This is a genomic window from Kitasatospora sp. LaBMicrA B282 (genome assembly GCF_050325825.1).
Taxonomy (GTDB): domain Bacteria; phylum Actinomycetota; class Actinomycetes; order Streptomycetales; family Streptomycetaceae; genus Kitasatospora.
Genome location: NZ_JBNQTI010000003.1, coordinates 1 through 23,836, shown reverse-complemented (window position 1 = coordinate 23,836; position 23,836 = coordinate 1). Strand labels below are relative to the sequence as shown.

General features: G+C 72.2%; 20 protein-coding genes and 2 pseudogenes. 11 read left to right on the top strand and 11 right to left on the bottom strand.

The genetic code is table 11. The features are described from left to right. Positions 1-139 precede the first annotated feature (139 nt). Together ACQRUO_RS01350 and ACQRUO_RS01345 are read left to right on the top strand one after the other, a co-directional pair. Positions 140-2,827 (top strand): bifunctional FO biosynthesis protein CofGH, encoded by a 2,688-nt coding sequence (locus tag ACQRUO_RS01350; protein ID WP_428313772.1) that lies wholly within the window; start codon positions 140-142, stop codon positions 2,825-2,827. 68 nt (positions 2,828-2,895) lie between these two features. Next, positions 2,896-3,387 (top strand): hypothetical protein, encoded by a 492-nt coding sequence (locus ACQRUO_RS01345; RefSeq protein WP_428313771.1) that lies wholly within the window; start codon positions 2,896-2,898, stop codon positions 3,385-3,387. Positions 3,388-3,599: 212 nt separating this feature from the next. Here ACQRUO_RS01345 and ACQRUO_RS01340 read toward each other — a convergent pair whose 3' ends face one another. After that, complete coding sequence (locus tag ACQRUO_RS01340; protein WP_428313770.1) at positions 3,600-4,589, bottom strand: ArsR/SmtB family transcription factor; 990 nt, start codon at positions 4,587-4,589, stop codon at positions 3,600-3,602. Positions 4,590-4,660: 71 nt separating this feature from the next. On the opposite strand from ACQRUO_RS01340, the gene ACQRUO_RS01335 reads away from it, so the two are divergent. Beyond that, complete coding sequence (locus ACQRUO_RS01335; RefSeq protein WP_428313769.1) at positions 4,661-5,923, top strand: MFS transporter; 1,263 nt, start codon at positions 4,661-4,663, stop codon at positions 5,921-5,923. 10 nt (positions 5,924-5,933) lie between these two features. Here the strand turns inward: ACQRUO_RS01335 and ACQRUO_RS01330 are convergent, their stop codons facing one another. From ACQRUO_RS01330 to ACQRUO_RS01320, 3 genes are all read right to left on the bottom strand, one after another. Next, positions 5,934-6,182, bottom strand: a complete 249-nt coding sequence (locus tag ACQRUO_RS01330; RefSeq protein ID WP_428313768.1) for an SCO4226 family nickel-binding protein — start codon at positions 6,180-6,182, stop codon at positions 5,934-5,936. 105 nt (positions 6,183-6,287) lie between these two features. Next, positions 6,288-7,031 (bottom strand): SDR family oxidoreductase, encoded by a 744-nt coding sequence (locus ACQRUO_RS01325; protein ID WP_428313767.1) that lies wholly within the window; start codon positions 7,029-7,031, stop codon positions 6,288-6,290. Positions 7,032-7,111: 80 nt separating this feature from the next. Further along, positions 7,112-7,927 carry a hypothetical protein gene (locus ACQRUO_RS01320; RefSeq protein WP_428313766.1) on the bottom strand — a complete coding sequence of 272 codons (816 nt, stop codon included), beginning with the start codon at positions 7,925-7,927 and terminating at the stop codon, positions 7,112-7,114. 504 nt (positions 7,928-8,431) lie between these two features. On the opposite strand from ACQRUO_RS01320, the gene ACQRUO_RS01315 reads away from it, so the two are divergent. Beyond that, positions 8,432-9,313 carry a glycosyltransferase family 2 protein gene (locus ACQRUO_RS01315; RefSeq protein ID WP_428313765.1) on the top strand — a complete coding sequence of 294 codons (882 nt, stop codon included), beginning with the start codon at positions 8,432-8,434 and terminating at the stop codon, positions 9,311-9,313. 22 nt (positions 9,314-9,335) lie between these two features. Here ACQRUO_RS01315 and ACQRUO_RS01310 read toward each other — a convergent pair whose 3' ends face one another. Genes ACQRUO_RS01310 through ACQRUO_RS01300 form a run of 3 tightly spaced genes read right to left on the bottom strand, consistent with a single transcriptional unit; the run spans position 9,336 to position 12,594 of the window. Then, positions 9,336-10,475 carry a DegT/DnrJ/EryC1/StrS family aminotransferase gene (locus ACQRUO_RS01310; RefSeq protein ID WP_428313764.1) on the bottom strand — a complete coding sequence of 380 codons (1,140 nt, stop codon included), beginning with the start codon at positions 10,473-10,475 and terminating at the stop codon, positions 9,336-9,338. Next, positions 10,472-11,527, bottom strand: coding sequence for an NAD-dependent epimerase/dehydratase family protein (locus ACQRUO_RS01305; RefSeq protein WP_428313763.1), 1,056 nt, complete (start codon positions 11,525-11,527; stop codon positions 10,472-10,474). The genes ACQRUO_RS01310 and ACQRUO_RS01305 overlap by 4 nt, the downstream gene beginning before the upstream one ends. Positions 11,528-11,544: 17 nt before the next feature. After that, entirely contained in the window at positions 11,545-12,594 is a 1,050-nt protein-coding gene (locus ACQRUO_RS01300; RefSeq protein WP_428313762.1) for an NAD-dependent epimerase/dehydratase family protein, read from the bottom strand. Positions 12,595-12,719: 125 nt separating this feature from the next. On the opposite strand from ACQRUO_RS01300, the gene ACQRUO_RS01295 reads away from it, so the two are divergent. From ACQRUO_RS01295 to aspS, 5 genes are all read left to right on the top strand, one after another. Further along, a complete protein-coding gene (locus ACQRUO_RS01295) occupies positions 12,720-14,075 on the top strand; it encodes a tetratricopeptide repeat protein (RefSeq protein WP_428313761.1) in 1,356 nt (451 codons plus the stop codon). Positions 14,076-14,241: 166 nt separating this feature from the next. Further along, positions 14,242-15,144: an aldo/keto reductase gene (locus ACQRUO_RS01290; protein WP_428313760.1), complete on the top strand. Its 903-nt coding sequence runs from the start codon at positions 14,242-14,244 to the stop codon at positions 15,142-15,144. A 65-nt stretch (positions 15,145-15,209) separates the two neighbouring features. Beyond that, on the top strand, positions 15,210-15,641 hold the full coding sequence (locus tag ACQRUO_RS01285; RefSeq protein ID WP_428313759.1) for a MerR family transcriptional regulator: 432 nt from the start codon (positions 15,210-15,212) through the stop codon (positions 15,639-15,641). Continuing rightward, positions 15,642-15,968 carry a thioredoxin gene (gene trxA / locus ACQRUO_RS01280; RefSeq protein ID WP_428313758.1) on the top strand — a complete coding sequence of 109 codons (327 nt, stop codon included), beginning with the start codon at positions 15,642-15,644 and terminating at the stop codon, positions 15,966-15,968. A 371-nt stretch (positions 15,969-16,339) separates the two neighbouring features. Further along, positions 16,340-17,707, top strand: coding sequence for an aspartate--tRNA(Asn) ligase (aspS, locus tag ACQRUO_RS01275; RefSeq protein ID WP_428313757.1), 1,368 nt, complete (start codon positions 16,340-16,342; stop codon positions 17,705-17,707). A 158-nt stretch (positions 17,708-17,865) separates the two neighbouring features. Here aspS and ACQRUO_RS01270 read toward each other — a convergent pair whose 3' ends face one another. Then, on the bottom strand, positions 17,866-19,002 hold the full coding sequence (locus ACQRUO_RS01270) for a tyrosine-protein phosphatase (protein ID WP_428313756.1): 1,137 nt from the start codon (positions 19,000-19,002) through the stop codon (positions 17,866-17,868). Between the two features lie 229 nt (positions 19,003-19,231). Here ACQRUO_RS01270 and ACQRUO_RS01265 point away from each other — a divergent pair, with 229 nt between their 5' ends. Further along, on the top strand, positions 19,232-20,341 hold the full coding sequence (locus ACQRUO_RS01265) for an ADP-ribosylglycohydrolase family protein (protein WP_428313755.1): 1,110 nt from the start codon (positions 19,232-19,234) through the stop codon (positions 20,339-20,341). 99 nt (positions 20,342-20,440) lie between these two features. Here the strand turns inward: ACQRUO_RS01265 and ACQRUO_RS01260 are convergent, their stop codons facing one another. The 3 genes and pseudogenes from ACQRUO_RS01260 to ACQRUO_RS01250 form a co-directional block, all read right to left on the bottom strand. Beyond that, on the bottom strand, positions 20,441-20,644 hold the full coding sequence (locus tag ACQRUO_RS01260) for a DUF397 domain-containing protein (protein WP_428313866.1): 204 nt from the start codon (positions 20,642-20,644) through the stop codon (positions 20,441-20,443). A gap of 37 nt (positions 20,645-20,681) precedes the next feature. After that, positions 20,682-21,561, bottom strand: a pseudogene (locus ACQRUO_RS01255) (helix-turn-helix domain-containing protein). A gap of 479 nt (positions 21,562-22,040) precedes the next feature. Then, a complete protein-coding gene (locus tag ACQRUO_RS01250; RefSeq protein WP_428313754.1) occupies positions 22,041-22,781 on the bottom strand; it encodes a GOLPH3/VPS74 family protein in 741 nt (246 codons plus the stop codon). 312 nt (positions 22,782-23,093) lie between these two features. On the opposite strand from ACQRUO_RS01250, the pseudogene ACQRUO_RS01245 reads away from it, so the two are divergent. Continuing rightward, a pseudogene (locus ACQRUO_RS01245) lies at positions 23,094-23,836 on the top strand (hypothetical protein); the annotation flags it as partial.

The window sequence follows — 23,836 nt, the reverse complement described above, 5'->3', positions numbered from 1 at the left end:
TCCATTAGAGCCCGCTGAACGCTCCGTCACATCGCCCCGCAGGGCTAATCCGCGGTACATCGCCGGATGCAGCCGACCCTGAGGCCGTCTCAGGGTTGTCGGGGTCGTGGGGTCCTCCGGCTGGCGTAGTGTCGGCCCCATGGACGCCACGCCACTCTCCGCTCCGCGCCCGACGGTGCCCGCCACGCCCGTCCCGCTCGGCGCACCCGTCCCGCCCGGCACCCAGGTCGCCGGGCAGCCCATGCCCCGCACGGCCACCGCGACCGCGATGCGGCGCGCGCTGCGCCGGGCCCGCGACGGGGTGGCGCTGGACCGCGCGGAGGCGGCGGTGCTGCTCCAGGCCCGCGACGCGGACCTGGCCGAACTGTGCACGGTCGCCGCCCGGTTGCGCGACCAGGGCCTGGCCGCGGTCGGCCGGGAGGGCGTCATCACGTACTCCCGCAAGGTGTTCGTCCCGCTCACCCGGCTCTGCCGGGACCGCTGCCGCTACTGCACCTTCGTCACCGTCCCCGGCAAGCTGCGCCGGGCCGGCCAGGGCATGTTCCTCTCGCCGGACGAGGTGCTGGAGATCTGCCGCCAGGGCGCCGCGATGGGCTGCAAGGAGGCCCTGTTCACGCTCGGCGACCGCCCCGAGGACCGCTGGCCCGAGGCGCGCGAGTGGCTCGACACGCACGGCTACGACGACACCGTCTCCTACCTGCGGGCGATCTCCATCCGGGTGCTGGAGGAGACCGGCCTGCTGCCGCACCTCAACCCGGGCGTCTGCAGCTGGACCGACTTCCAGCGGCTGAAGCCGGTCTCCGGCAGCATGGGCATGATGCTGGAGACCACGGCCACCCGGCTCTGGTCCGAGCCCGACGGCCCGCACTACGGCTCCCCCGACAAGGAGCCTGCGGTGCGGCTGCGCGCCCTGGAGGACGCCGGGCGCAGCGCGATCCCGTTCACCACCGGCCTGTTGATCGGCATCGGCGAGACCTACGAGGAGCGGGCCGACTCGCTCTTCGCGATCCGCTCGGTGGCCCGCCGCCACCACGGGATCCAGGAAGTGATCATCCAGAACTTCCGGGCCAAGCCGGACACCGCGATGCGGGGCATGCCGGACGCCGAACTGCAGGAGATCGCCGCCTGCATCGCGGTCGCCCGGGTGGTGCTCGGGTCCGGCATGCGGCTCCAGGCGCCGCCGAACCTGCTCGACGGGGAGTACCAGCTGATCATCGGTGCGGGGATCGACGACTGGGGCGGGGTCTCCCCGCTCACCCCGGACCACGTCAACCCCGAGGCGCCGTGGCCGCAGATCGAGGAGCTGGCGGCGCGCACCGCCGAGCAGGGGTACCGGCTGCGCGAGCGGCTGACCGTGTACCCGGAGTTCCTGCGGCGCGGCGAGCCCTGGCTGGACCCGCGGCTGCGCCCGCACGTCGACGGCCTGCTGGCCGAGGGCACCCTGCTGGCCCGCGAGGACGCCCCGGTGGTCGGGCGGCCCTGGCAGGAGCCGGAGCAGCCGGTCACCGGCAGCGGGCGCACCGACCTGCACCGCACCATCGACACCGAGGGCCGCAGCGGCGACCGCCGCGGCGACTTCGACGAGGTCTACGGCGACTGGGCCGAACTGCGCGCCCAGGCCGCCGCGCTGCCCTCACCCGCCACGGCGCCGGCCCCGGAGCGGCTGGCCGGGGACCTGCGGCAGGCGCTGGCGGTCGCCGCCGACGACCCGACCAGGCTGACCGACGAGCAGGCGCTCACCCTGCTGCACGCGGACGGGCCCGGGCTGGACGCGCTCTGCCGGATCGCCGACCAGGTGCGGCAGTCGGCCGTCGGCGACACCGTCACCTACTGCGTGACCCGGAACATCAACTTCACCAACGTCTGCTACACCGGCTGCCGGTTCTGCGCCTTCGCCCAGCGCCGCACCGACGCCGACGCCTACACCCTCTCGCTCGACCAGGTGGCCGACCGGGCCGCCCAGGCCTGGGAGGTGGGCGCCACCGAGGTCTGCATGCAGGGCGGCATCCACCCGGACCTGCCCGGCACCGCCTACTTCGACATCGCCCGCGCGGTGAAGGCCCGGGTGCCGGACATCCACGTGCACGCCTTCTCCCCGATGGAGGTGGTCAACGGCGCCACCAGGACCGGCCTGTCGATCCGCGACTGGCTCACCGCCGCCCGCGAGGCGGGCCTGGACACCATCCCCGGCACCGCCGCCGAGATCCTGGACGACGAGGTCCGCTGGGTGCTGACCAAGGGCAAGCTGCCGGCCGACACCTGGGTCGAGGTCATCACCACCGCGCACGACCTGGGCATCCGCTCCTCGTCCACCATGATGTACGGCCACGTGGACCAGCCGGCGCACTGGCTGGGCCACCTGCGGCTGCTCGCCGAGATCCAGCAACGCACCGGCGGCTTCACCGAGTTCGTCACCCTGCCGTTCATCCACACCAACGCCCCGGTCTACCTGGCCGGCATCGCCCGCCCCGGCCCGACCGCCCGCGACAACCGCGCGGTGACCGCGGTGGCCCGGCTGCTGCTGCACCCGCACATCCCCAACATCCAGACCAGCTGGGTGAAGCTCGGCGCCGAGGGCGCGGCCGAGATGCTCCGCAGCGGCGCCAACGACCTGGGCGGCACCCTGATGGAGGAGACCATCTCCCGGATGGCGGGCTCCTCCTACGGCAGCCACAAGTCCATCCGCGACCTCGAAGCCATCGCCACCGCCGCCGGCCGCCCCGCCCGCCAACGCACCACCACCTACGGCGAGGTGACCGCCGAACGCCGCACCGCCGCCCTCGCCTCCGACGGCCACCTGCCCCGCCTGCTCCCGGTGGTGGAGTAGGGGCGGTGGTGGGATGGGGTCGTGGTGGCGCAGGAGCGAAGAGCGACATCCAAGGTACTGTGGAAGTCATGTCGACGGCCTACGAGGACGTGCCCTTCAGCGAGCTGTTGCACCACCCGGCGGCGACCGCCCGTCGGTTGGAAGCGGTCCGCGCACTGCGGCTGCGCCGCCGTGATGCGGGGGATCTCGCACTGATCCGGGCGGACCAGCTGGAGCAGGACAGTGCGGTGGTCGACTTCACCGCCAGGCTGTTGGCGGGGTTGCTCCGCAGCGAGAACACCGCGGCGTTGCGTGCGGTGCTGCCCGATGCCCTGCCCTGGTCGGTCTTCCTGCCGGAACCCGACGTCGAGTCGATGCTCGACGAGCTGGCCACCACCGCCCGCGGTGCCGCCGCGCTGGAGAACCTGGCCCCGCTCGCCACGCTGCTCACCCAGTGGCGGCACACCGCCGAGATCCATGCCGACCCCGCCCTGTACGCCGCCATCACTCGCGAGCCGGAGGGCGACCTCGGGCCGGTGCCGTCGCCGGAGCCATCGCCGGAGCCCGAGGCGGCCGAGTGACCCCCAAGCGCGGTGACCGCGCTGCACCACCCGCGGTCGGTGACGAGTACGAGCTGCGGTTCGCCACCGGTGATGCCGCCACCGGCTGGGAGGACCTGGCCGCCCACGCAGCGGGGAACCTGCGCCGTGCCTTCGACAAGCTGCGCACCAACCCGAACGCTGTGGATCGCTTACGCGGGCACCGGTCACCCTAAGGCCACTGACTGACAGCGCTACGGACCGTCGCCCGCGGCCCCCTCCGCCAGGGCGTCGCCGAGGGGTGTGCGGCGGTAGACCACGCGGCGGCCGACGCGGGTGCGGGTGATCAGGGCGGCCTCGCGCAGGATGGTCAGGTGGGCGCCGATGGTGCCCAGGGAGTGGCCCAGTTCGGCGGCGAGTTCGCTGGTGGTGGCGGGGTGGGCCAGGTCGCGCAGGACGGTGGCGCGGACCGGGCCGAGCAGGCGGTCCAGGGCGTGCGGCGGGCGGTCGGCGGCGGGGGAGTCGGCCACCCCGCGGGCCGGGTAGACCTGGGCGTAGCGGCCGTCCGGGCCGACGCAGAGCCAGGTGCCGGTGGCGACGGTGACCGGGACGAAGAGCATGCCGTCCTCGCCCACCACGAAGTCCGGCCCGGGCTGGTTGCTGAACCTGATCGCGTCCGCCCCCACCCAGGAGCTGCGCCGGCTCATCCGGTGCAGCGCGCCGGGCCAGCCGTAGGCGGCCAGCAGGCCGGCCCGGTAGGTGACGTCGCGCTCCAGCATGGCCCGCCGGCGCGGCCACTCGGGTGCCACGAACCGGTCCCAGACCGTCCGCAGCAACTCCGCCGTGCGCGGCCCGTACCCGCCGCCGGTCAGCCAGTCCAGCTCGTGCCGCTGCCAGCTGCGGGCCACCGACCGCGCCAGCTGGGCCCGCACCCCCTCGTCCGACTCCTGCTCCACCAGCGGGAGTTCGTCGGCGAGCCGGGTGCGCATGCCGCCGGCCGGCGGGTGCACCAGGTAGTCCGGCAGCCACTTGGTGCTGGAGACCAGCCGGGCCAGGCCGCGGTGGAACGGGTCGGCGGCCAGCAGCTCGGTGAAGGCCGGCCGGCTGCCGGCGTGCCAGGCGGCGAACCAGGGCTCGGGCACGGGCCGGCTCAGCGCGATCAGGGTGCCCAGCGTCTCGGCGAGCGGGGAGAGCGCGAACCGGGACCGGGACAGCGCGAGCGGGGAGAGCCGGAGCAGGACCATCCGTTGCCGCCACCTTTCGCGTCCAGACGAAACGATAGTCCGTCGCGACCGGTTGCCGAAGGCTCTGCCCAATGCGCCCCTCTTCGCTCGCGTCCCCCGGCTTCCGCTGGTTCTTCACCGGTCAGTCGATCTCGCTGCTGGGCAGTTCGCTGGCCCCCGTGGCCCTCACCTTCGCCGTGCTGGACGCCTCCGGGCGGACCGGTGACCTCGGCGTGGTGCTGACCGCCCGGATGGTGCCGATGCTGGCCTTCCTGCTGGTCGGCGGCGCCACCGCCGACCGCTTCCCGCGCCGCACCGTGCTGGTGGCCGCCAACCTGGGCTCGGCGCTCACCCAGGGCGCGGTGGCCGCGCTGCTGCTGACCGGCCACTACGCGCTGCTCGCGGTGGCCACCCTGGAGTTCCTCAACGGTGTGCTCGCCGCCTTCAGCACCCCGGCGCTGCGCGGTGTGGTGCCGCAACTGGTCGCCCCCGAGCTGTTGCAACGGGCCAACGCGCTGCTCGGCTCGGCCCGGAACGCCACCAAGGTGCTGGGGCCGAGCCTGGCCGGGCTGTTGGTGGTGGCCGTCGGCGGCGGGTGGGCGATCGGCGGCGACGCGCTCAGCTACCTGCTGGCGGCCGGCTGCCTGCTGCGGGTACCGGTGGCGGGTGCGCCGGGTGGGGGCGCTGGGGGACATGCCGCTGGGGGCCATGGCGCGTTGCTCGCCGACATCCGTGCCGGCTGGGCCGAGTTCCGCCGGATCCGCTGGGTCTGGCTGAGCGCCTGGGCCTTCTTCGTGCTCAACCTCGCGCAGACCGGGACCTGGCAGATCCTCGCCCCGCTGCTCACCCGCCAGCGCGCCGGCACCGCGGCCTGGGGCCTGCTGCTGAGCGTGCGGGGTGCGGGTCTGCTGCTGACCAGCGTGCTGCTCTACCGCCTGGTGCTGCGCCGCCTGCTGCGGGCGGGCCAGCTGGCCTGCGTGCTGAGCCCGCTGCCGCTGCTGGCGCTCGGCGCAGGCCTGGGCATGCCCTGGCTGCTCGCCGCCGCCCTGCTCTCCGGGCTGGGCTCCGCGGCCGCCGCGATCGCCTGGGACACCTCGCTGCAGGAGCACGTCCCCGGGCACGCGCTGGCCCGGGTCGGCGCCTGCAACGACCTGCTCAGCTACCTGCCGATCCCGCTCGGCCAGCTCGCGGTCGGCCCGCTGGCCCACGCCTTCGGCGCGGCCCGGGTCACCGGCGCGGCCGGCCTGCTCGCCATGGCGGCAGCCCTCGCGCCGCTGGCCCTGCCGGCGGTGCGCCGGCTGCCGCACGCCACGCCGGGCGGGGCCGAGGCCGAGGCGGTCGGGGTGCCGGCCTAGACCAGCACCCTCAGACCATCAGCGACACCTGGTGGATCTCGTCGGCCTTGTGGCCGGCCCGCTCGTGCACCCGCTGGACCGCGGCCGGGGACGGCGCCTCGGAGAGGCAGTAGACCGTCCCGGAGTCCGGGTCGGCCCAGGCCTGCCTGAAGTGCACGTTCTCGCTCGCCTCGATCGCCTGGTCCGCCCGGTGGGCGGCGGCCAGCTGGTCCGCCGTGATGCCGGTCATCCCGTGGTGGACGTCCATGAACAGGGGCATCGTCCTCGCACCTCCGTCGGCGCGTCGTTGCTTCGCCTGCTTCCAGGATGACCCGCCGCCGCCCCGGGTGCGCGGGGGCCGGGGCTCGTGCCGCCTCCCCGTCCGCTACCCCAGGCCGCCGGTCGCGCGCAGGTTCTGGCCGGTCACCCAGCGCCCGTCCGGCCCGGCCAGGAAGCCCACCACGTCGGCGATGTCGGCCGGCTCGCCGAGCCGGCCGAGCGGGGTCATGGCCGGGATGGCCGCCAGGATCTCGTCCGTGTTGGCCCCGCGCAGCATCTCGGTGTCGGTGGCGCCCGGCGAGAGGGTGTTCACCGTGATGCCGCGCCCGCCCAGCTCCTTCGCGGCCACCGCGGACAGCTGCTCCAGCGCACCCTTGCCGGCCACGTACGTGCCGACCTTGGGGCTGGGGTGCGCGGTGGTGGCGCTGGAGACGTTGACGATCCGGCCGCCGTCGCGCATCCGCCGCGCGGCGTACCGCATGGTCAGGAACGGCGCCCGGGCGTTGACCGCCAGCATGTGGTCGAAGTCCGCCGGATCGGTGTCGGCCAGCGCGGTCAGCCTGCGGATCACGGCGGCGTTGTTGACCAGGATGTCCAGGCCGCCGAGCAGCCCCTCGGCCTCGGTCATCAACTCCTCGGCGGCGTCCGGCTCGGCGAGGTCGTACTGCAGCGCCCACACCGTGCCACCGGCGGCCTGCACCGCCTGCACCGTCTCCTCGGCCGCGGCCTTGTTGCCGCCGTACCCGAAGACCACGGCCGCCCCGTCCCGGGCCAGCCGCTGCACGATCGCCCGCCCGATGCCCCGCGAGCCACCGGTCACCACGGCGGCCTTGCCTGCGAGCACTGACATGAGGTCCTCCCCCTGTTCAAGGTGCGGCCGTCCGTTCGGCCGCGGAGGCACTCCTTCCCACTTTGGATGCCGTGGCCACATCAACTCTCGAACGAGGTAGCGATGGTGGCGACCGTCGCCCGCATCGCCGCCCGCGCACTCGCGGCCCCGCGCGCCGTCGCCTCGTGGCCCCCGCCGAGCGGCAGCAACGGTGCGCCCCGCCCCGCGCACGCGCCGCACCGGCCGGGGCGCGGCAGCGGATCGCGACACTCCACGCACTCGTGGAGCGCGGCCCGCTCGGTCGGCCCGTCCACCTGCTCCGGCGGCATCTTGCGCTGCAACCGGCTCCGGATCAGCCCCATCGGCGAGTCCAACACCGCGGGCAGGCCCGTCAGCAACGCCTGGCCGAGCTCGGCGAGCGAGCTGCCGCGCCGCAGCCAGTCGGCCACCAGCGGGGCCAGCTTCCACGCCTCCGCCTCGCCGAGCCGCAACCGCCGTTCCGGCCGGATCACCCGGTACAGCGCCGCCACCGCCTCCCGCAGCACCGGGTCCACCGGACGGGTGGGGCGGGGGGTGGGTGCTGTCTCCCGGGTCTCTCTCTTTTGGGCGACAGGCGATCCGGGTCTTGGCACACCGGGTCCCAGCATCACGGGATCCGGCGCCACCTGCTGCGGAGTGTCGAAGACGTGCACCTCGGAGCGGAGCGTGCCGTCGGCCTGGCGGACTTTGAGGACCCAGTAATAGCCGTGCCGCTTGAGCTCGTTGAGCGCCCGGGCCACCGCCGTCCGCCCCTGCGGACTGGAGTCGGCCATCCGCCGCCCGTCCTCCCGCCACCCGGCAGGCCGCGAGAGCAGGTCGACCAGCAGACCGCGCGCACTGTAGCTCAGCAACCGGTTCTGCAGAAGCTGGTTGGGCAATACCGCAAACCCGCGCGCGGGCGCGCTAAGGTGAATGTGCATCAGAGGGCCTGTTTCCCTTGGGTGCCACGCCCCGGGGTGTTCCAGCACCGCCGGGGTCAACACTTTTCCGTTGACGTTCCAGCCGGACCGTAGCACCCCAACTACCCTGCGCCACCACCCATTCACCCGATCGGATTGCCGCGGGGGGCGCACACCACCTCACGCGCGCTCTGAGGGCGAACCCGCCGGATCGACGCGCTGGTCAGATGAGCGATCCGACAGGGCTGGCAGCCCGGTGACCGACCCAGAACGCGGCGGCGGCCAGCTGCCTTGGCCATCGGTCGCGGGGCAGTGTGGCATCGTGACCGGGACATCCGGGCCGGTAGGCCTCAGCCCGGGTGTGCTGGTATGGGTACTGGTGGTCCGGGAGCCAGGCGGTCCTGGCGAGTACGTGCAGCGGCACGTCCCCTGGTTCCGGTGACCACGAGATCTTGAAGGGTTCCTCGATAGGGGTCGGGTGCGATGGGCGTCACGCTGGGCGTGGTGGTGCTGACGATGGGCGACCGGCAGAAGGAGCTGCATGCGCTCCTGCAGTCGGTGGCGGCGCAGGAAGCCCAGGAGGGCGAGAGCGTCAAGACCGTGGTGCTCGGGCAGGGGGTGAAGCTCCCGGAGCTGCCGACCTGGGTGGATGCCGTAGAACTCCCCGAGAACCTCGGCATCCCCGGCGGCCGGAACGCGGGCGTCGAGCAGTTGCGGAAAGTCGGTGACATCGACGTTCTGGTAGTGCTCGACGACGACGGGCTTCTTCCCCAAACCGACACCTTCCGGCTGATCCGCGAGGCCTTCGAACAGAACCCGCGCCTCGGGGTGGTGAGCTTCCGGATCGCAGACGAGACCGGGTTCACCCAGCGCAGGCACGTTCCCCGGTTCGGCTCCTCGGACCCGCTGCGATCCGGTGAGGTCACCACCTTCCTGGGCGGCGGTCACGCCATCCGGATGAGCGCGATCGACCAGGTCGGCGACTTCCCGGCGGCGTTCTTCTACGCGCACGAGGAGACCGACTTCGCCTGGCGGGCGCTGGATGCCGGCTGGGAGATCCACTACCGGGCCGACATGGTGCTCCAGCACCCCCGAACCGACCCGGCCCGGCACACCACCTATTACCGGCTGACGGCCCGCAATCGAGTGTGGCTGGCCAAGCGACATCTGCCCGCCGTCCTGGTGCCGATCTACCTCACCTCCTGGGCGCTGTACACGCTGGTCCGCCGGCCGCCGCTGTCCGGGCTCAAGGCGTGGTGGTCCGGCTTCTTCGAGGGCGTTCGGTCGCCCTGCCCACCGCGTCGGCCGATGCTGTGGAGCACGGTCTGGCGGATGACGCGGCTGGGCCGGCCGCCGGTCATCTGACAGCCGGCCAGTGCACCGAGAATCAGGCCCAGATGGTATGTAAGGCGTCGAGCACGCGCTGCACGTCCGTGCTGGTCATCGCCGGGTAGCACGGCAGGGACAGTTGCCGGGCTGCGATCTGCTCGGTGACGGGCAGGTGGCAGTCCACGTACCGGTATGCAGCGAGTCGATGCACTGGCTTGAAGTGCACGCTGGTGCCGATGCCGTAGGTGTCGCGGAGCCGGGCGGCCACGATGTCCCGGGTCCGGCCCCCGACCGGTTCGATCAGGACGGGGTAGAGGAACCAACCGTGCCGGACTCCGTCCAGGACGGTCGGCAGCCGCAGCCCCGGAAGCCCGGCGAGGGACCGGTCGTAGGAGCCGGCGATCAGGGTCCGGCGCGCGGTGAACTCCGGCAGCTTCCGGAACTGCTGGATACCGACCGCGGCCGTGATGTCCGGCATCGTGTACTTCAGGCCCGGCACGGTGACCTCGTATTCGGCGGTCCGGTGCTTGCCGTGCCGTTGCCAGACGGACGAGTCGATGCCGTGCCGGCCCAGGAGGCGGGCCGTCTGGACGAGGTCCGCGCGGCCGACGATCATCCCGCCTTCACCGGTGGTCATGACCTTGTTCGCGTAGAAGGAGAACACCGCCAGGTCGCCGACACTGCCCGCCCGCAGGTCGTCGCGCGAGGCGTGCAGAGCATGGGCGGCGTCCTCGATCAGCACCAGGCCGTGGTCGTCAGCGATTTTGCGGAATGCCCGGAGGTCGCAGGGTTGGCCGCCGTAGTGCATGACCACGATGGCCTTCGTCCTTGAGGTGACCGCTTGCTCGGCAGCGTTGGGGGTGATGGTGAAGGTGACGGGATCGACCTCGGTGAACACCGGCGTGCCGCCGCAGTGGACGATGGCGTTCGGGGCCGCGCAGAAAGTCAGACTCGGGGTGATCACCTCGTCGCCCGGCTCGACCCCGGCCGCCAGGAGGGCGAGATGTAGAGCGGCCGTGCACGAGGAGACGGCGAACGCGTCCTCGACACCGAGCTCGGACCGCATGGCTTCCTCGAACCGGGTCGCCTTCGGGCCGTGGGTGAGCCAGCCCGAGCGCAGGGTGTCCAGGACCTCGGCTTCCTCCTCCTGCCCGAGGGAAGGCCGGTTCCACGGGAGGAACGGGACGCTGGTCGTCACTGTTTCTTCCACGCGTCGGCGTATTCGGCGTGGTACCGCTGGCAGGCCGGGGTACGCAGGCTCCGCACCTTGCCGGCGGTGACGGCGTCCAGCAGGCCTCGGTGGTTGTCGTACTGGGGCTCGTTCGGGTCCGTGATCCTGTGGCTCACGAGGAGATCGGCGATCTCCTGCACACCGTCCTTGAGAGTGGTGGAGCACGCCCCGGGAATGTGCTGCTGGAGCCGGGCGAAGCTCACCCGGTAGTCGCGGGCGTCGGCTTCGTCCCGCTCCGGCCCCAGCTGGATCTTCGAACCGGGCACGATGGCGGCCACGGTCTCGGCGATGTCGGCGATGGTGCGGTTCTCCTGGTCGCTGCCGACGTTCCATTTCCCGGACAGGTGGCGCTCCAGGACGTCGGCGAGCACCCTGACGACGTCGCCGACGTGGACGAGGGGCCGGCGCTGCGAGCCGCCGTTGAGCGGGATGCGCCCGGTGGCGACGGCGCGCGACGTCATGGAGTTGACCACGGAGTCCAGACGCTGGCGGGGTGAGGAGCCGTGGACGGTCGCCAGCCGAAGGCTCGTCAACCCGGTGGCTCCGGCGAGTACGTCGGGCAGGCGCCGTTCGGCGAGGACCTTGGTCCGAGCGTAGATCCCCAGCGGGTTGGGTTCGGTGTCCTCGTCCACGGTGCCTTCGTGCTTGCCGTAGACGCTGCACGAGGAGAAGAAGACGTACTGGCCGACGCCGGCACCGGCGGCTGTCTCGGCGGCGAGCAGCGGGGCGGCGTAGTTGAGCTCGACGGCCAACTCCTCGTCCAGCTGGCAGGCGGGTTCACCCACGATCCCACCGAGGTGCACGACGGCGTCCGCGCCGTCGCAGACCCGGGCCAGCAGGTCTGGGTCGCGCAGATCCCCGTTGATGAACGAAGCGGCGCTGGGCAGGAGCCGGCCCGGGTCGTCCCCGCGGTTGTAGATCAGGCCGTCCACGATGGTGACGTGGTGGCCGAGCGATACGAGGTGGTGCGACGCGGCGGAGCCGATGTAGCCGGCCCCGCCGAGCAGTACGACGCGCATGGAAGTGGTCCTTTCGTTCAGGCGGCCAGGGGAGTGGCCCGGCAGGCGAACCAGTCCGGGACGGCGTCCGGCGTGGCCTTGAGCCAGTGCACGTAGCGGTCGACGCCCTCGGCGAGGGTGATGGTCGGACGCCAGCCGAGCAGGTCCGTCGCCCTGCGGGTGTCGGCACAGCCTCCGCGCGGGTCGCCCTCGGGCATCGGAGTCTCGACGAGTGTGGCGTCGGGGTAGTGGGCGGCTATCAGGTCGGCAATCTCGCGGACCGACGACGGGTTGCCGGTACCGATGTTGACGGTCTGCCCGGCGGTCTGGTCCGCGACGAGGGCGAGGACGGTGGCGTGTGCGATGTCCTCGACGTGGACCATGTCGCGCACCTGTCGGCCGCCACCGTTGAGCCGCATCGGCCGGCCCGTGTGGGCGGCCATGGCCAGCCACGGGACCATCCAGGAGTGCGAGCCGGGCTTGGGGATCTGCGGGTCGCCGTAGACCGAGAAGTACCGGACGATCGAGAACTCGGTGCCGCCACCGCCGAGCATCAGGCGCACCTGGTGCTCGCCCCACACCTTGGTGTTGGCGTAGACCGAGATCGGGGTCAGCGGCTGATCCTCGCTGAACCGCGACACGCCGTCCTCGGTAGGAGCGCCGTCGCCGTAGACGGATGCGGACGACACGAACACCAGGCGCCTCACCTGCGAGTCCGCCACTGCGTCCAGGACGGTCTGGGTGCCGTGGACGTTCGCGGCGAACGCGATGTCGGGCCGGCGGGTGCAGGCGGCGACATCGGCGTACGCGGCGGCGTGGATCACGTAGTCGGCACGGCCGGTGAGCCATTTCACGGTGGCCCTTTCGCGAACGTCGCCGAGGACGACCTGGGCGCTGTTGCGGTCCACCTGGAACAGGTCCCGCACCGGATGCGGGTAGGCGTCGAACCGGTCAAGCACGATCGGCGTGGCGCCGCAGGCGGCGAGTTGGGCGACGACGCGGCTGCCGACCAGGCCGCCGCCTCCGGTGACCAGCACGCCGGCCCCGGCCAGTTCACGCAGGCGCGGATCGGAGTACACGTCAGCCATGACGAATCGACCTCCTCTGAAGTGCGGGTTTGTGCAATCAGTGAACAGTCGGCCAGCTGGCGGCGGTACGGTGGTGGCTCACCCATCCCGTTCAATCTGTTCAAGATCCGTTCCGGGGGCGTGAGGTGACTGGTCGTAGGGAGCCCAATAGGCGGCTGGCCGCCGTCATCGAGGAATCCGGGTGCACGTACGAGGTGTTGGCCAAGGGGGTGCGCGCTGTCGCAGCGGAGGCCGGCGAGACGCTGCACACCTCTCGATCGGCTGTGCACTCCTGGGTCACGGGAGGCACTCCAACTGGCAAAACGCCGGCATACATTGCCGAAGCCCTGACCAGAATGGCGAAGCGGAGGGTGACGCCCTCCGAGATCGGTCTAGGCTTCGACGCAATCGGGGAGGCCATGGCCCCGGATTTCCTGGCCACCGCTTCCGATCTCGGGAGACTCGTCATGTTCCATCGCCGTGACTTCCTTGCCCTCGCGTTCGCCACCGCCTCCGTCGGGCTCCCGCTCGCCTACGACCACCAGGCCGCCGCCGCAACACTGCGAGTGATGAAGAGCGGTCGCAGAGCCGGCGCCGACGAGGTGGCCACCGTCCGGCAGCACACCGAGATGTTCAGGACCGCTGATGACAAGCTCGGTGGTGGCCACGGGCTGACCACCGTGTCGTCCTACCTTGCCGACGCAGTCGTGCCGATGCTTTATGCAACCTTCCCTTCGGAGACGGTGCGGATGGACGCCTTCGGGGCGGCGGCTGAGTTGGCGACTCTGGTGGGATGGAAGTGCCACGATCTCGGCCGCGAGGGTGCAGCACAGAGGTTCTACCTCCTTGCCTACCAGCTCGGTTGCGAGTCCGATCCCGCAGGCCACGGGGCGTGGATGATGCGAGCCCTCACTCATCAGGCCCTCGACCTGAACCAGACCACGCACTGCGTCGAACTGGCCGAGGCTGCGCTGTCACGGGCCCAGGGGAAGGTGGATCGGAAGACTGAGGCGCTGCTGCTGGTCACCGCCGCTCGGGCGTACGGAGCGAGCGGCCAGGGCAGCAGCGCTGCCGGGGCGCTCCTGGCGGCCGAGGATGCCATGCTCGCCGGCGATGACGGCCTTCCCTCGTACGCTGCCGCCTCCGGTCCGGTCGCAGCCACCGTGGCGTCACACACGGGCAGGACCCTGACCGAGATGAAGGACCACCGGGCCGCCGAACGGCACTACCGTGCGGCGCTGGCGGGCCGGGCCCCGGAGGCCTACCAGCGGGTTCGTGGTCTGACCATCGCCAACCTTGCCAAGTCCGTGGCCGCCCAACACCGCCACGAGGAGGCCGTGATTCTGTGGAACCAGTGCCTGGACCTCATGGACGGCGTGGCGTCCGACCGGAACCAGAAGGAGCTGAAGACGGTCCGCTCGACCATGGCCGTCTACAGCAGGCGAGGAATCCCCGGCGCCCCTGAACTCGCCCGGCGAGCCGCTGAGCTCGCATCCTCGTGAGTGTGACCAACCGGGCTGTTCGATGACTCGCCGATCCGCCAGGAAAAACTCGCGAATGGCCGTCTCGTGGGAACTCTGCGGCTATCCCGCTCGTTATCAATATGGGTAATTCGCCCGATAATTAACACTCTGGGCTGATTCCCAATCCTGTGATTTACTCCCCGGCATGACTTCCCAGATGATCTCCTCCCTGCCCTCCGCATCCGCCGCCGGTACCTGGCAGCTCGGTGACCTGACCGTCAATCGGCTCGGGTTCGGGGCCATGCGGCTCACCGGGACCGGGCCGTTCGACATCGGGGTGCCGCGGGACCGGGGGCAGTCGATCGCCGTGGTGCGGCGGGCCGTTGAGCTCGGGGTGAATCACGTCGACACCGCCGCCTTCTACTTCTCCGCGCTCCGCTCCGCGAACGAGCTCATCAACTCCGCGCTCTCGTCCGGTGCCGACGACGTGGTGGTCACCACCAAGGTGGGGCCGGGGCGGCAGGCGGACGGTGAGTGGTGGTGGGCGGAGCCGGCGCAGCTGCGGGGGCAGGTGGAGGAGAACCTGCGGCAGCTCGGGCGGGACCGGCTGGACGTGGTGAACCTGCGGATCAAGGGCAAGGCCGTCGAGCCGATGCTCGAGCGGTTCGCCGCGCTCGCCGAACTCCGTGAGGCCGGGCTGATCCGGCACCTGGGTCTGTCCAACGTGTCGGTCGAGCAGTTGGCGGCGGCCCGGGAGGTGGCGCCGGTGGTCTGCGTGCAGAACCGGTTCGGGGTCGGGGCCACGGTCGAGCAGCGGGCGGTGCTGCACGCCTGCGGGGAGGCGGGCATCGCGTTCGTGCCGTTCTTCGCGATCGCGGGTCAGGGCCGGGAGGAGGGTCCGGCGGCGGCCGAGGAGCTGGCGGTCACCGAGATCGCCGCGGCCCACGAGGCGTCCGCGGCCCAGGTGCGGCTCGCCTGGACGCTGGCGCAGGGCCCGCACGTGCTGGCGATCCCCGGCACCGGCAACCCGGAGCACCTGGTGCAGAACGTCGCGGCCGGTGCGCTGCGGCTGAGCGAGGCCGAGCTGGCCCGGCTGGACGCGATCTGAGGCTGGCGTTGACGTCGGGGTCAAGGTCTACCGTCGAGGGGAGCGAGCGGGCAGGAGGAGACGCCATGCGGATCGGCGAACTGGCGGAGCGCGCGGGGACCACCACCCGCACCCTGCGCTACTACGAGTCGCGCGGGCTGCTCACCGCCCGGCGCAGCGGCAACGGCTACCGGGCGTACGGCGAGGAGGACCTGCGGCTGGTCCGGCAGATCCGGCTGCTGCAGGACTTCGGCTTCGAGCTGGAGGACACCCGCCCGTTCGTGGAGTGCCTGCAGGCGGGGCACCCCGAAGGCGACGCCTGCCCGGCCTCGCTGGAGGTGTACCGGCGCAAGCTCGCCGAGCTGGACGCGGTGCTGGCCCGGCTGGGTGAGGTGCGCGAGCAGGTGGCGGGGCAGCTGGCCCGCGCCGAGCTGGCGGCCGACAGCGCCCGGACGGCGCCGCGCTGCGAGTGGACCGCAGGACAGACCGATGACGAGGACGACTGGGAGGGCCGATAGATGGCGGACGGCTTGACGATGGTGACGGACGAGACCTTCCGCGCCGAGGTGCTGGAGTCCGACCGGCCGGTGCTGGTGGACTTCACCGCCGACTGGTGCCCGCCGTGCCGGATGGTGGCGCCGGTGCTGGCCGCGGTGGCCGTCGAGGAGGCCGACCGCCTCAAGGTGGTCGCGCTCGACGTGGACCTCAATCCGGAGACCCAGGCCGCCTACGGGGTGCTCTCGATGCCGACCCTGGTGGTCTTCAAGAACGGTGAGCCGGTGAAGTCGATGGTCGGCGCCCGGGCCAAGGCCAGGCTGCTGCGCGAGCTGGCTGACGTGATCTGACGTACGGACGTCGGCCGGGCCAGTTGTCGAGACGGCCGTTGAGACGGTCGTTGAGACGCCTGACGGGATGGCACGCGCTGCCGCGGCGCGCGGGAAATGGCCTTGCGCCGTCCCGCGCGCCGTCCCTATCCTCCTGATCAACGCGACGAAGGAGACGAGTAACCGCGGGATTCCGCGAGCCGAGAGAGCCGCCGGCAGCTGTGAAGGCGGTCTCGTGCCCCACGGTGAAGACACTCCGGAGCGTAGCGCTGGACAAGAGGCCGACACGGTGCCCGAAAGGTGCCGGAGGTCGGCGAAAGTGCGGTGGCACCGCGAGTCACCCTTCTCGCCCGCACTCCCAAGGGATCAGCCGAGGTCCGTGGAGGACTGCGATGATCCACCCGACGAGCCACCCCGAGACGAGCCACCCGACGCCCCGCCCGGCCGGGCGCAGCAGCCGTACGCCGGTGGCCGAACTCCCCGAGCACATCGGCGAGACCGTGACGGTCGCCGGTTTCGTGCACACCCTGCGCCTGCAGAGCACCATGCAGTTCGTGCTGGTCCGCGACCGGAGCGGCACCGTCCAGGTGACCCACCGCCGGGGCGAGGACGAGCTGACCGCACTGCTGGACGGCCTGAGCACCGAGTCCGCCGTGCGGATCACCGGCACCGTGGTGGCCAACCCGGTGGTCAAGCTGGGCGGTCTGGAGCTGCTGCCGACCGCCGTCGAGGTGCTGAACAAGGCCGCCGCGCCGCTGCCGATCGACGAGCACTCGGGGCCCGAACCCCGGCTGGACTGGCGCTTCCTGGACATCCGCCGGCGCCCGGCGGCCCAGCTGCTGTTCGCGGTGCAGACCACGCTGGAAGCGGGGATGCGGGAGTACGCGTACGCCGCCGGCTGCACCGAGATGCACACCCCGAAGCTGATGGGCACCGCCTCCGAGTCCGGCGCCGAGGTCTTCGAGCTCGGGTACTTCGGCGGGCAGGCCTACCTGGCCCAGTCGCCGCAGTTCTACAAGCAGATGGCGATCGCGAGCGGCATCGACGGGGTCTTCGAGGTCGGCCCGGTCTTCCGCGCCGAGCCCTCGTACACCTCCCGGCACGCCACCGAGTTCACCGGGGTGGACGTGGAGCTGGCCTGGACCGCCGACGCCGAGGAGGTGCAGCGGTTCGAGGAGGGCATGATCGCGCACGCCCTGGGCCTGGTGGCCGAGCGGCACGGCGCGGCGATCCGCGAGCAGTTCGGGGTCGAGGTGACGGTGCCGAGCACGCCGTTCCCGCGGGTGACGATGGCCGAGGCGCAGCGGATCCTCCGCAGCGAGCTGGGCTGGGACCCGGAGGGCGCCAAGGCCGACCTGGACCCGGAGGGCGAGCGGGCGCTCAGCGAGTACTTCCGGGAGCGGACCGGGCACGAGTTCCTCTTCGTCACGCACTACCCGAGCAGCGTGCGCCCGTTCTACCACGCCCGACCGGCCGACCGGCCCGACCTGACGCTCAGCTTCGACCTGCTGTGGAAGGGACTGGAGGTCACCACCGGTGCCCAGCGCGAGCACCGCTACGAGGTGCTGGTCGAGCAGGCGGCGGAGAAGGGCATGCGGACCGAGCCGCTGTCCGACTACCTGAACTGCTTCCGCTACGGCTGCCCGCCGCACGGCGGCTTCGGGATGGGCCTGGGCCGGATGCTGATGGTGCTGCTCGGGCTGGGCTCGCTGCGGGAGGCGGTCTTCCTGTTCCGTGGGCCGAACCGGCTGACGCCGTGAGGGAGAAGTCGGTCGGTGGCGTGACGGAGGGGCGGTAAGTCGCGCGACGGGAGTCAAGGCGATGGAATCGCGATGACAGCTGACAGATTTCAGAATCTGTCAGCTGTCATCGGTTATCGCGGGATTGTCATCGGGAGACTGTCGTCGCCCCGACGCGCTCAGTCCACCAGCAGCTGCCGCTTGAGCTCGCGCAGGTCGTGCCGGTCCAGGCCGAGACCGTTCTTCAGGTAACCGTCGAACGAGCCGAAGTCCTTGGTGACCTCGGCGAAGCCGGCGTTCAGGTACTCGGGCCGGACGTCCAGCAGCGGCTTGTAGACCGCCTGGTAGGCGGGCGGCAGCTGGGCCAGGGTGGCGGCGTTGACCTGCGCCCGGTAGGTGTTGCTGGCGAGGTAGTCGCCCATCACGGTGTCGCTCGGCACGCCCAGCGCGGTGAGCAGCACGGCGCTCGCCCAGCCGGTGCGGTCCTTGCCGGCGGTGCAGTGGTACAGCACGCTCCCGTCGGCGTTCCCGCCGTCCCCGCCGTTCCCGCCGTCGCCGCCGTCCCCGCCGTCGCCGTCGCGCTCGACCAGCGCGGTGAAGACCGCGTGGTACGCCGACTTGGCGGACGGCGCGGCGACCATGGTCCGCTCGGCGTCCTCCATCGCCTGCACCGCGGCGGCCGGGGTGGTGACGTCGAACGCCCCGGTGCCCGCAACGCCGAGCACGTTCTCGCTGTACTCCGTGGCGCCGGCCGGCAGCCGGTCGGGCGCCGCCTGCTGCTCGCCGGGCGTGCGCAGGTCGTAGACCTGGGCGATGCCCAGCCGCTGGAGCTTGGCCAGGTCGGCGGCGGAGAGCTTGGAGAGGTCGCCCGAGCGGTAGACCGAGCCCATCCTCACCCAGTGGCCGTCGGTGGTGCGGTAACCGCCGGCGTCGCGGAAGTTGGGGGCCGAGGCGAGGTGCAGGTCGCGGTCGGCGATGGTCAGCGGGTCGCCGTGGTCCGGGACCAGCTCGAAGTACCAGCGGTCGGCGGCCGGCACGGTGACCGAGACGGTGGCCGCGCCGGCGGCCCGGGCGACCGGCTTGCGCAGCGCGATGCGGTCCTGGTCCTGGCCGGCGTAGACGGTGACGTGGTGCACGCCGGGGGCGGTCCAGGTCAGGGTGAAGGAGCCGTCGGCCTGCTGGGTGGCGGTGGCCGCGGTGAACGGGATGCCGTGCGCGTGGTGGTGGCCGTCGGCCAGGGCCGGGGCGGCGGTGCCGAGGGCGAGGGCGCTGGTCAGGGCGGCGGCGCCGGCCAGCAGGCGGGGGGAAGTCAGCATGCCGGGAGGCTAGGCGTGCCAAAGTGGCACGCCGTGACACTTCAATGGCCGATCGGCAACAAGTTGTTGAAGAGAAGGTGTTCGACCGGGTCCCGACCGAAACAGCCGGGACCCCGGTCGAAACCCCCCGAAGCGTCGCCACCCGCCGTCGGGACGAACTACAGTGCCCACCGGCGTCGGGGGGAGGCCCCGCGCGCGGGTCCTGTCGTCCAGTGAAAGGCCGTCATCGGTGATACCCCTGTGGTCGCGCGCCCAGCAGCAGGACTACCGCAGTCGGGTCCGCGGCTGCCTGCTCGGCGGGGCGATCGGCGACGCGCTCGGCGCCGGCGTCGAGTTCGACAGCCTCGACAAGATCCGGGCCGACCACGGACCCGACGGAGTGACCGGCTACGTCCCGGCCTACGGCAAGCGCGGCGCGGTCACCGACGACACCCAGATGACCCTCTTCACGGTCGACGGCCTGATCCGCGCCCACGTCCGGCAGGGCACCGGCGGCTGGCACCCGCCCACCGACGTGCACCAGGCCTACCTGCGCTGGGCCGCCACCCAGCGCGACTGGGGCCCGGACGAGCGGCGCCGGGACCTCGGCTGGCTGGGCCGCGAGGAGTGGCTCTACGCCCGGCGGGCGCCCGGCTCGGCCTGCCTGTCCGGCCTCTCCGGCCCGGACGCGGACCGGCTCGGCACCCTGGAGGCGCCGAAGAACCCGCACTCCAAGGGCTGCGGCACGGTGATGCGGGCGGCGCCGTTCGGCCTGCTGCTCGGCTGGGAGCCCGGCCTGGTCCTCCAGCTGGCCATCGAGTGCTCGGTGCTGACCCACGGCCACCCCACCGGCTACCTCTCCGCCGGGGCACTGGCGGTGATCGTCCACTCGGTGCTGCGCGGAGCCACCGTGGAGGAGGGGGTCGAGCTGGCGCTCGGGCTGCTCGCCGAGCGGCCCGGCCACCAGGAGACCACCGCGGCGCTGCGCGCGGCGGTGGCCGCGGTGCGGGCCGGGGAGCCGTCGTCGGAGCGGGTCGCCGCGCTGGGGGAGGGCTGGGTCGCGGAGGAGGCGCTGGCGATCGGGGTGTACTGCGCCCTGGTGGCCGAGGACGTCCGGGCCGGGCTGCTGCTCGCCGTCAACCACTCGGGCGACAGCGACTCCACGGGCACGGTCTGCGGGAACCTGCTCGGCGCGCTGCACGGGGAGACGGCGCTGCCGGCCGACTGGGTCGCCGAACTGGAGGGCCGCGGCACCCTGCTGCAACTGGCCGACGACCTGGTGCTGGAGCTCAGCCACGGTGCCGAACTGCACGGCCCGACGGCCGGCCCGGCCTGGCGCGAGCGCTACCCGGTGGGGTGAGACCGCGGCTCCGGTGCCGGAGCCGGTGCCCCGGGTCCAGAGCCGGTCCGCCCCGGCTCCGGTCGTGGCGAGCGCTCCCGACAGGCCAGTGGCCGGGACTCAGAGCACGCCGAACGCCCCGCGCCCGGTGGCGGCGGCGAAGGCCAGCCAGGCCGCCGGGGAGAAGTGCAGCTGCGGCCCGGACGGGTCCTTGGAGTCCCGGACCGCGACGGTGGCGGGCAGCGGCACCGCGACCTCCACGCAGGCGCCGTTCCCCCCGCTGTGGCTGCTCTTGCGCCACGCCGGGTCAACGGTCAGCAGCAGGCCGGCAGTCGAACCCGGAACAGCGGTCGAACCCGGCTCAGCAGTCAAGTTCTGGGGGCTCATTCTCGTATACCTCCGCATAGGTGGTGATCAGGGACCTCGACTCGGCGACACCGAACGCCGCCGCCCGCAGGTGGTCGTAGAGACCGGTATAGCGGCGGACGTCGCTCTCCTTCTCCAGGTAGAGGTCGCTCGTCACCCCTTCGAAGTAGACAACCGTGGAATCGGCAGACTCCGGGAACTCCATCAGGGAGAATGTCCCGGTCATTCCGGGGTGTGCGCCCCGGGTGAACGGGATCACCTGGATGTTCACGTTCGCCTGCTCGCTCGCCTCCAGCAGCCGGCGCAGCTGAGCCGCCATCACCACCGGCCCGCCGACCTCCCGGGCCAGCACCGCCTCGTCTATCACCGCCCAGAAGCTGGCCAGCTGGTCCTCGCCGGTCAGCCGGTCCTGCCGCTTGAGCCGCACCTCCACCCGGCGGTGGATCGCCTCCGCCTCGGTGTCCGGCTGGGTGCCCCGCACCACCGCCTCCGCGTACTCGCGGGTCTGCAGCAGCCCGGGCACGAACGAGGACTCCGTAGGCGCGGATCGAGAAGGCCGCCGCCTCCAGCCCGATGTAGACGCTGTAGGGGATGTCGCCGAAGTCGTTCCACCAGCCGCGCTGCTTGGACTCCCGGGCCATCTCCAGCAGGCTGTTGCGCATCTTCGGGTCGGTGACCTCGTAGAGCTCGCACAGGTCGCGCACGTCGCGCGGGCTGATGCTGCGCCGCCCGTTCTCCAGTCGACTGATCTTCGACTGGGAGACCATCAGGACGTCGGCGACCTGCTCGGCGGTCATGCCTCGTTGCTCCCGCAGGTGGCGCAGTTGCGCGCCCAGCCTTCTGCGACGGACGGTGGGGTTGCTGCTGGCGGACACGTGGACCTCCGGCGGGACCTCTTCGGTGCTGCTACTGATCGCGGGGGCGGTACGGCGGGGGCGCGGGGCGGGCGGCCGCCCGGCGCTGCGCAACGGCTCGGACAACGGGACCGACCCCCTCTTTCTCAGCAGCATGGCACCTCCGGTCGGCTCCCCGTCAGGGAATGACCCGAGCAGGCCCGGTCTGGGCGAAACTCGCACGCCGGGGCGATTTCGGTGGTAATGCGATCTGTATGCGGAGTTCGACGGCTCTGCGGTGACGGTTCCTCCGTTCCGTTCTGTTCCGTTCAGTCGCCCGGGATGTTCGAGGACGCTGTTCGAGGGCACTGGGTTCGAGGACGCTGGGTTCGAGGGCACTGGGCCGGTGGCCGGGTGCCAGTGGCACGTGCCGGGGACGACGCAGGGCGGCCGCTCCCGGCGAAGAGTGCCGGGGGCGACCGCCCGAGGGCCCTGGGGCCGTCAGTACGGCGGCCGTCGGTTCAGCGTGCGCCGACCCGGGTGGGTGCGGTCGGTGCGGTGCGGCTGCGCGGGACCTGGTCGCCGCCGCTGCGGGCGGCCGGAGCCCGCCCGCCGGGACCGTTCCGGCTCGCCTGGACGGGCAGGCCGTTCTGCACGTCCATCACGGCGTGCGCGACCATCCCGCCGAGCGGGTCGTAGCGGATCAGGTCGCGCAGGCGCGACCGTGAGGACCGGCCCTCGTTGCCGGGGTAGAGGTGCTTGCCCAGGCCGACGGCGTGGGCCAGGGCGGCCAGCGCTGCGGTCCGGGGGTCCGGCGGCACACCGGTGCGGATGGCGGTGTCGAGACGCTGCTTGATCGCAGCGTTCGTACAGTCGTCCGACGCCTGGTAACGGGTCGTCGGCAGGACCCCGCACACCTGGCCCGGAACGGCGGCGACCATCCCGCACCGCTCCAGATGGGCCAGGTAGGTCTGCCGAAGCCCCAGCCTGGGGCCGCCGATCCAGTGCGCCGCCCGCACCGGAGAGCCGCGTCGGCGCAGCAGCTCCAGTGCGTGGTCCAGGGTCGGATCGCCGGTCGGCCGCGGCAGCACCACGGCGATCCGGTCACCGTCCGGGACGATGCGTCCGGCCAGGGACAGCTCGACGAGCTGTGCCCCGGCGAGTCCGAGGTCGAGGGTTTGCGGCTGCGCTGTGGTGCCCGTGGTCGGGTCCAAGGCGAGCAGCAAAAGTTCCTCGGGAATTGTTCTACGGCTCTTGCCCATCCAAGCCTCCCCGCGTGGATGAATGACAGCGTGACGCCTCTCACACGGACTTGTCGAGTACGCCTCCGAATCGTGACCTTGGGCCGGGAACTCTTTCGGGGCACCGCCGGTGCGGGGAACCGGCGGCCGAGCGGGTGACGTCTGAGGCGAGAATGGGCCGAGTGTTCGGAATAACCGCCGGTCGGATGGGGTGTGGCGGGATGCGAACGGGCTGCGGTGGCGGAGACTGTACAGGTCGGACTCGCGGCGCGTAACCCCCGCGGGAATCCCTGCAACCCATGACGACGGACGAGAAAGAGGAGGTCGGGACAGGTGGGCGACGCCCCGGAGAAGGTGCAGGACGGGGAGCGGGAGCAGTCGTCGGCTGCCGCGGCGCCCTCGGTGGGCGAGGTCGAGGGGGGCAAGGGCGGCCAGACCGTCCACTTGCGCGTCCGGGATGTGGACAGCAAGACCACCTTCCTGCGGCTGCCCGACTCCGAGCCGGCCGAAGCCGCACCGGTGGTGGATGTGGAGAAGACGCAGGTGATGGACCCGCGTCTCGCACTCCGGGACAAGCCGGCCGATGCGGTGGACGGTGCCGCGAAGGCTGACGAGCCGTCAGATGACGAGTCGTCGAACGCGGCGTCGAACGAGCAGGTCGGCGAGGAAGCCGGCGAGGAGGTCGGCGAGGAGGCGGACGGGCCGTCGGACGAGCTGGTCGACGAGCCGTCGGAGGAGTCGTCGGACGAGCCGCCGGTCGGGAAGGCCGACGGGCCGTCGGAGGAGTCGCCGAAGGAGTCGTCGGACGCGAAGGCGGACGAGCCGTCGAGCGAGAAGACGGAGGAGGAGCCGGAGGAGGAGGCCGGCAAGAAGGCGGCCCCGGCCGAGGCTGTGGCGCCCGCCGAGCCGGTCCGTCCGGCCGAGCCCGCGCGGGTTCCGGCGGCAGTCGCCCCTGCCCCTGCCCCTGCCCCTGCCGCTCCTACTGCCCCTGCCCCTGCCCCGGCCGCGGCTCCGCGGCGGCCGGCCGCGCCGCCTGCCCCGCCGGCCGCCACCACGCCCACCCCCGCCCCGCTGTC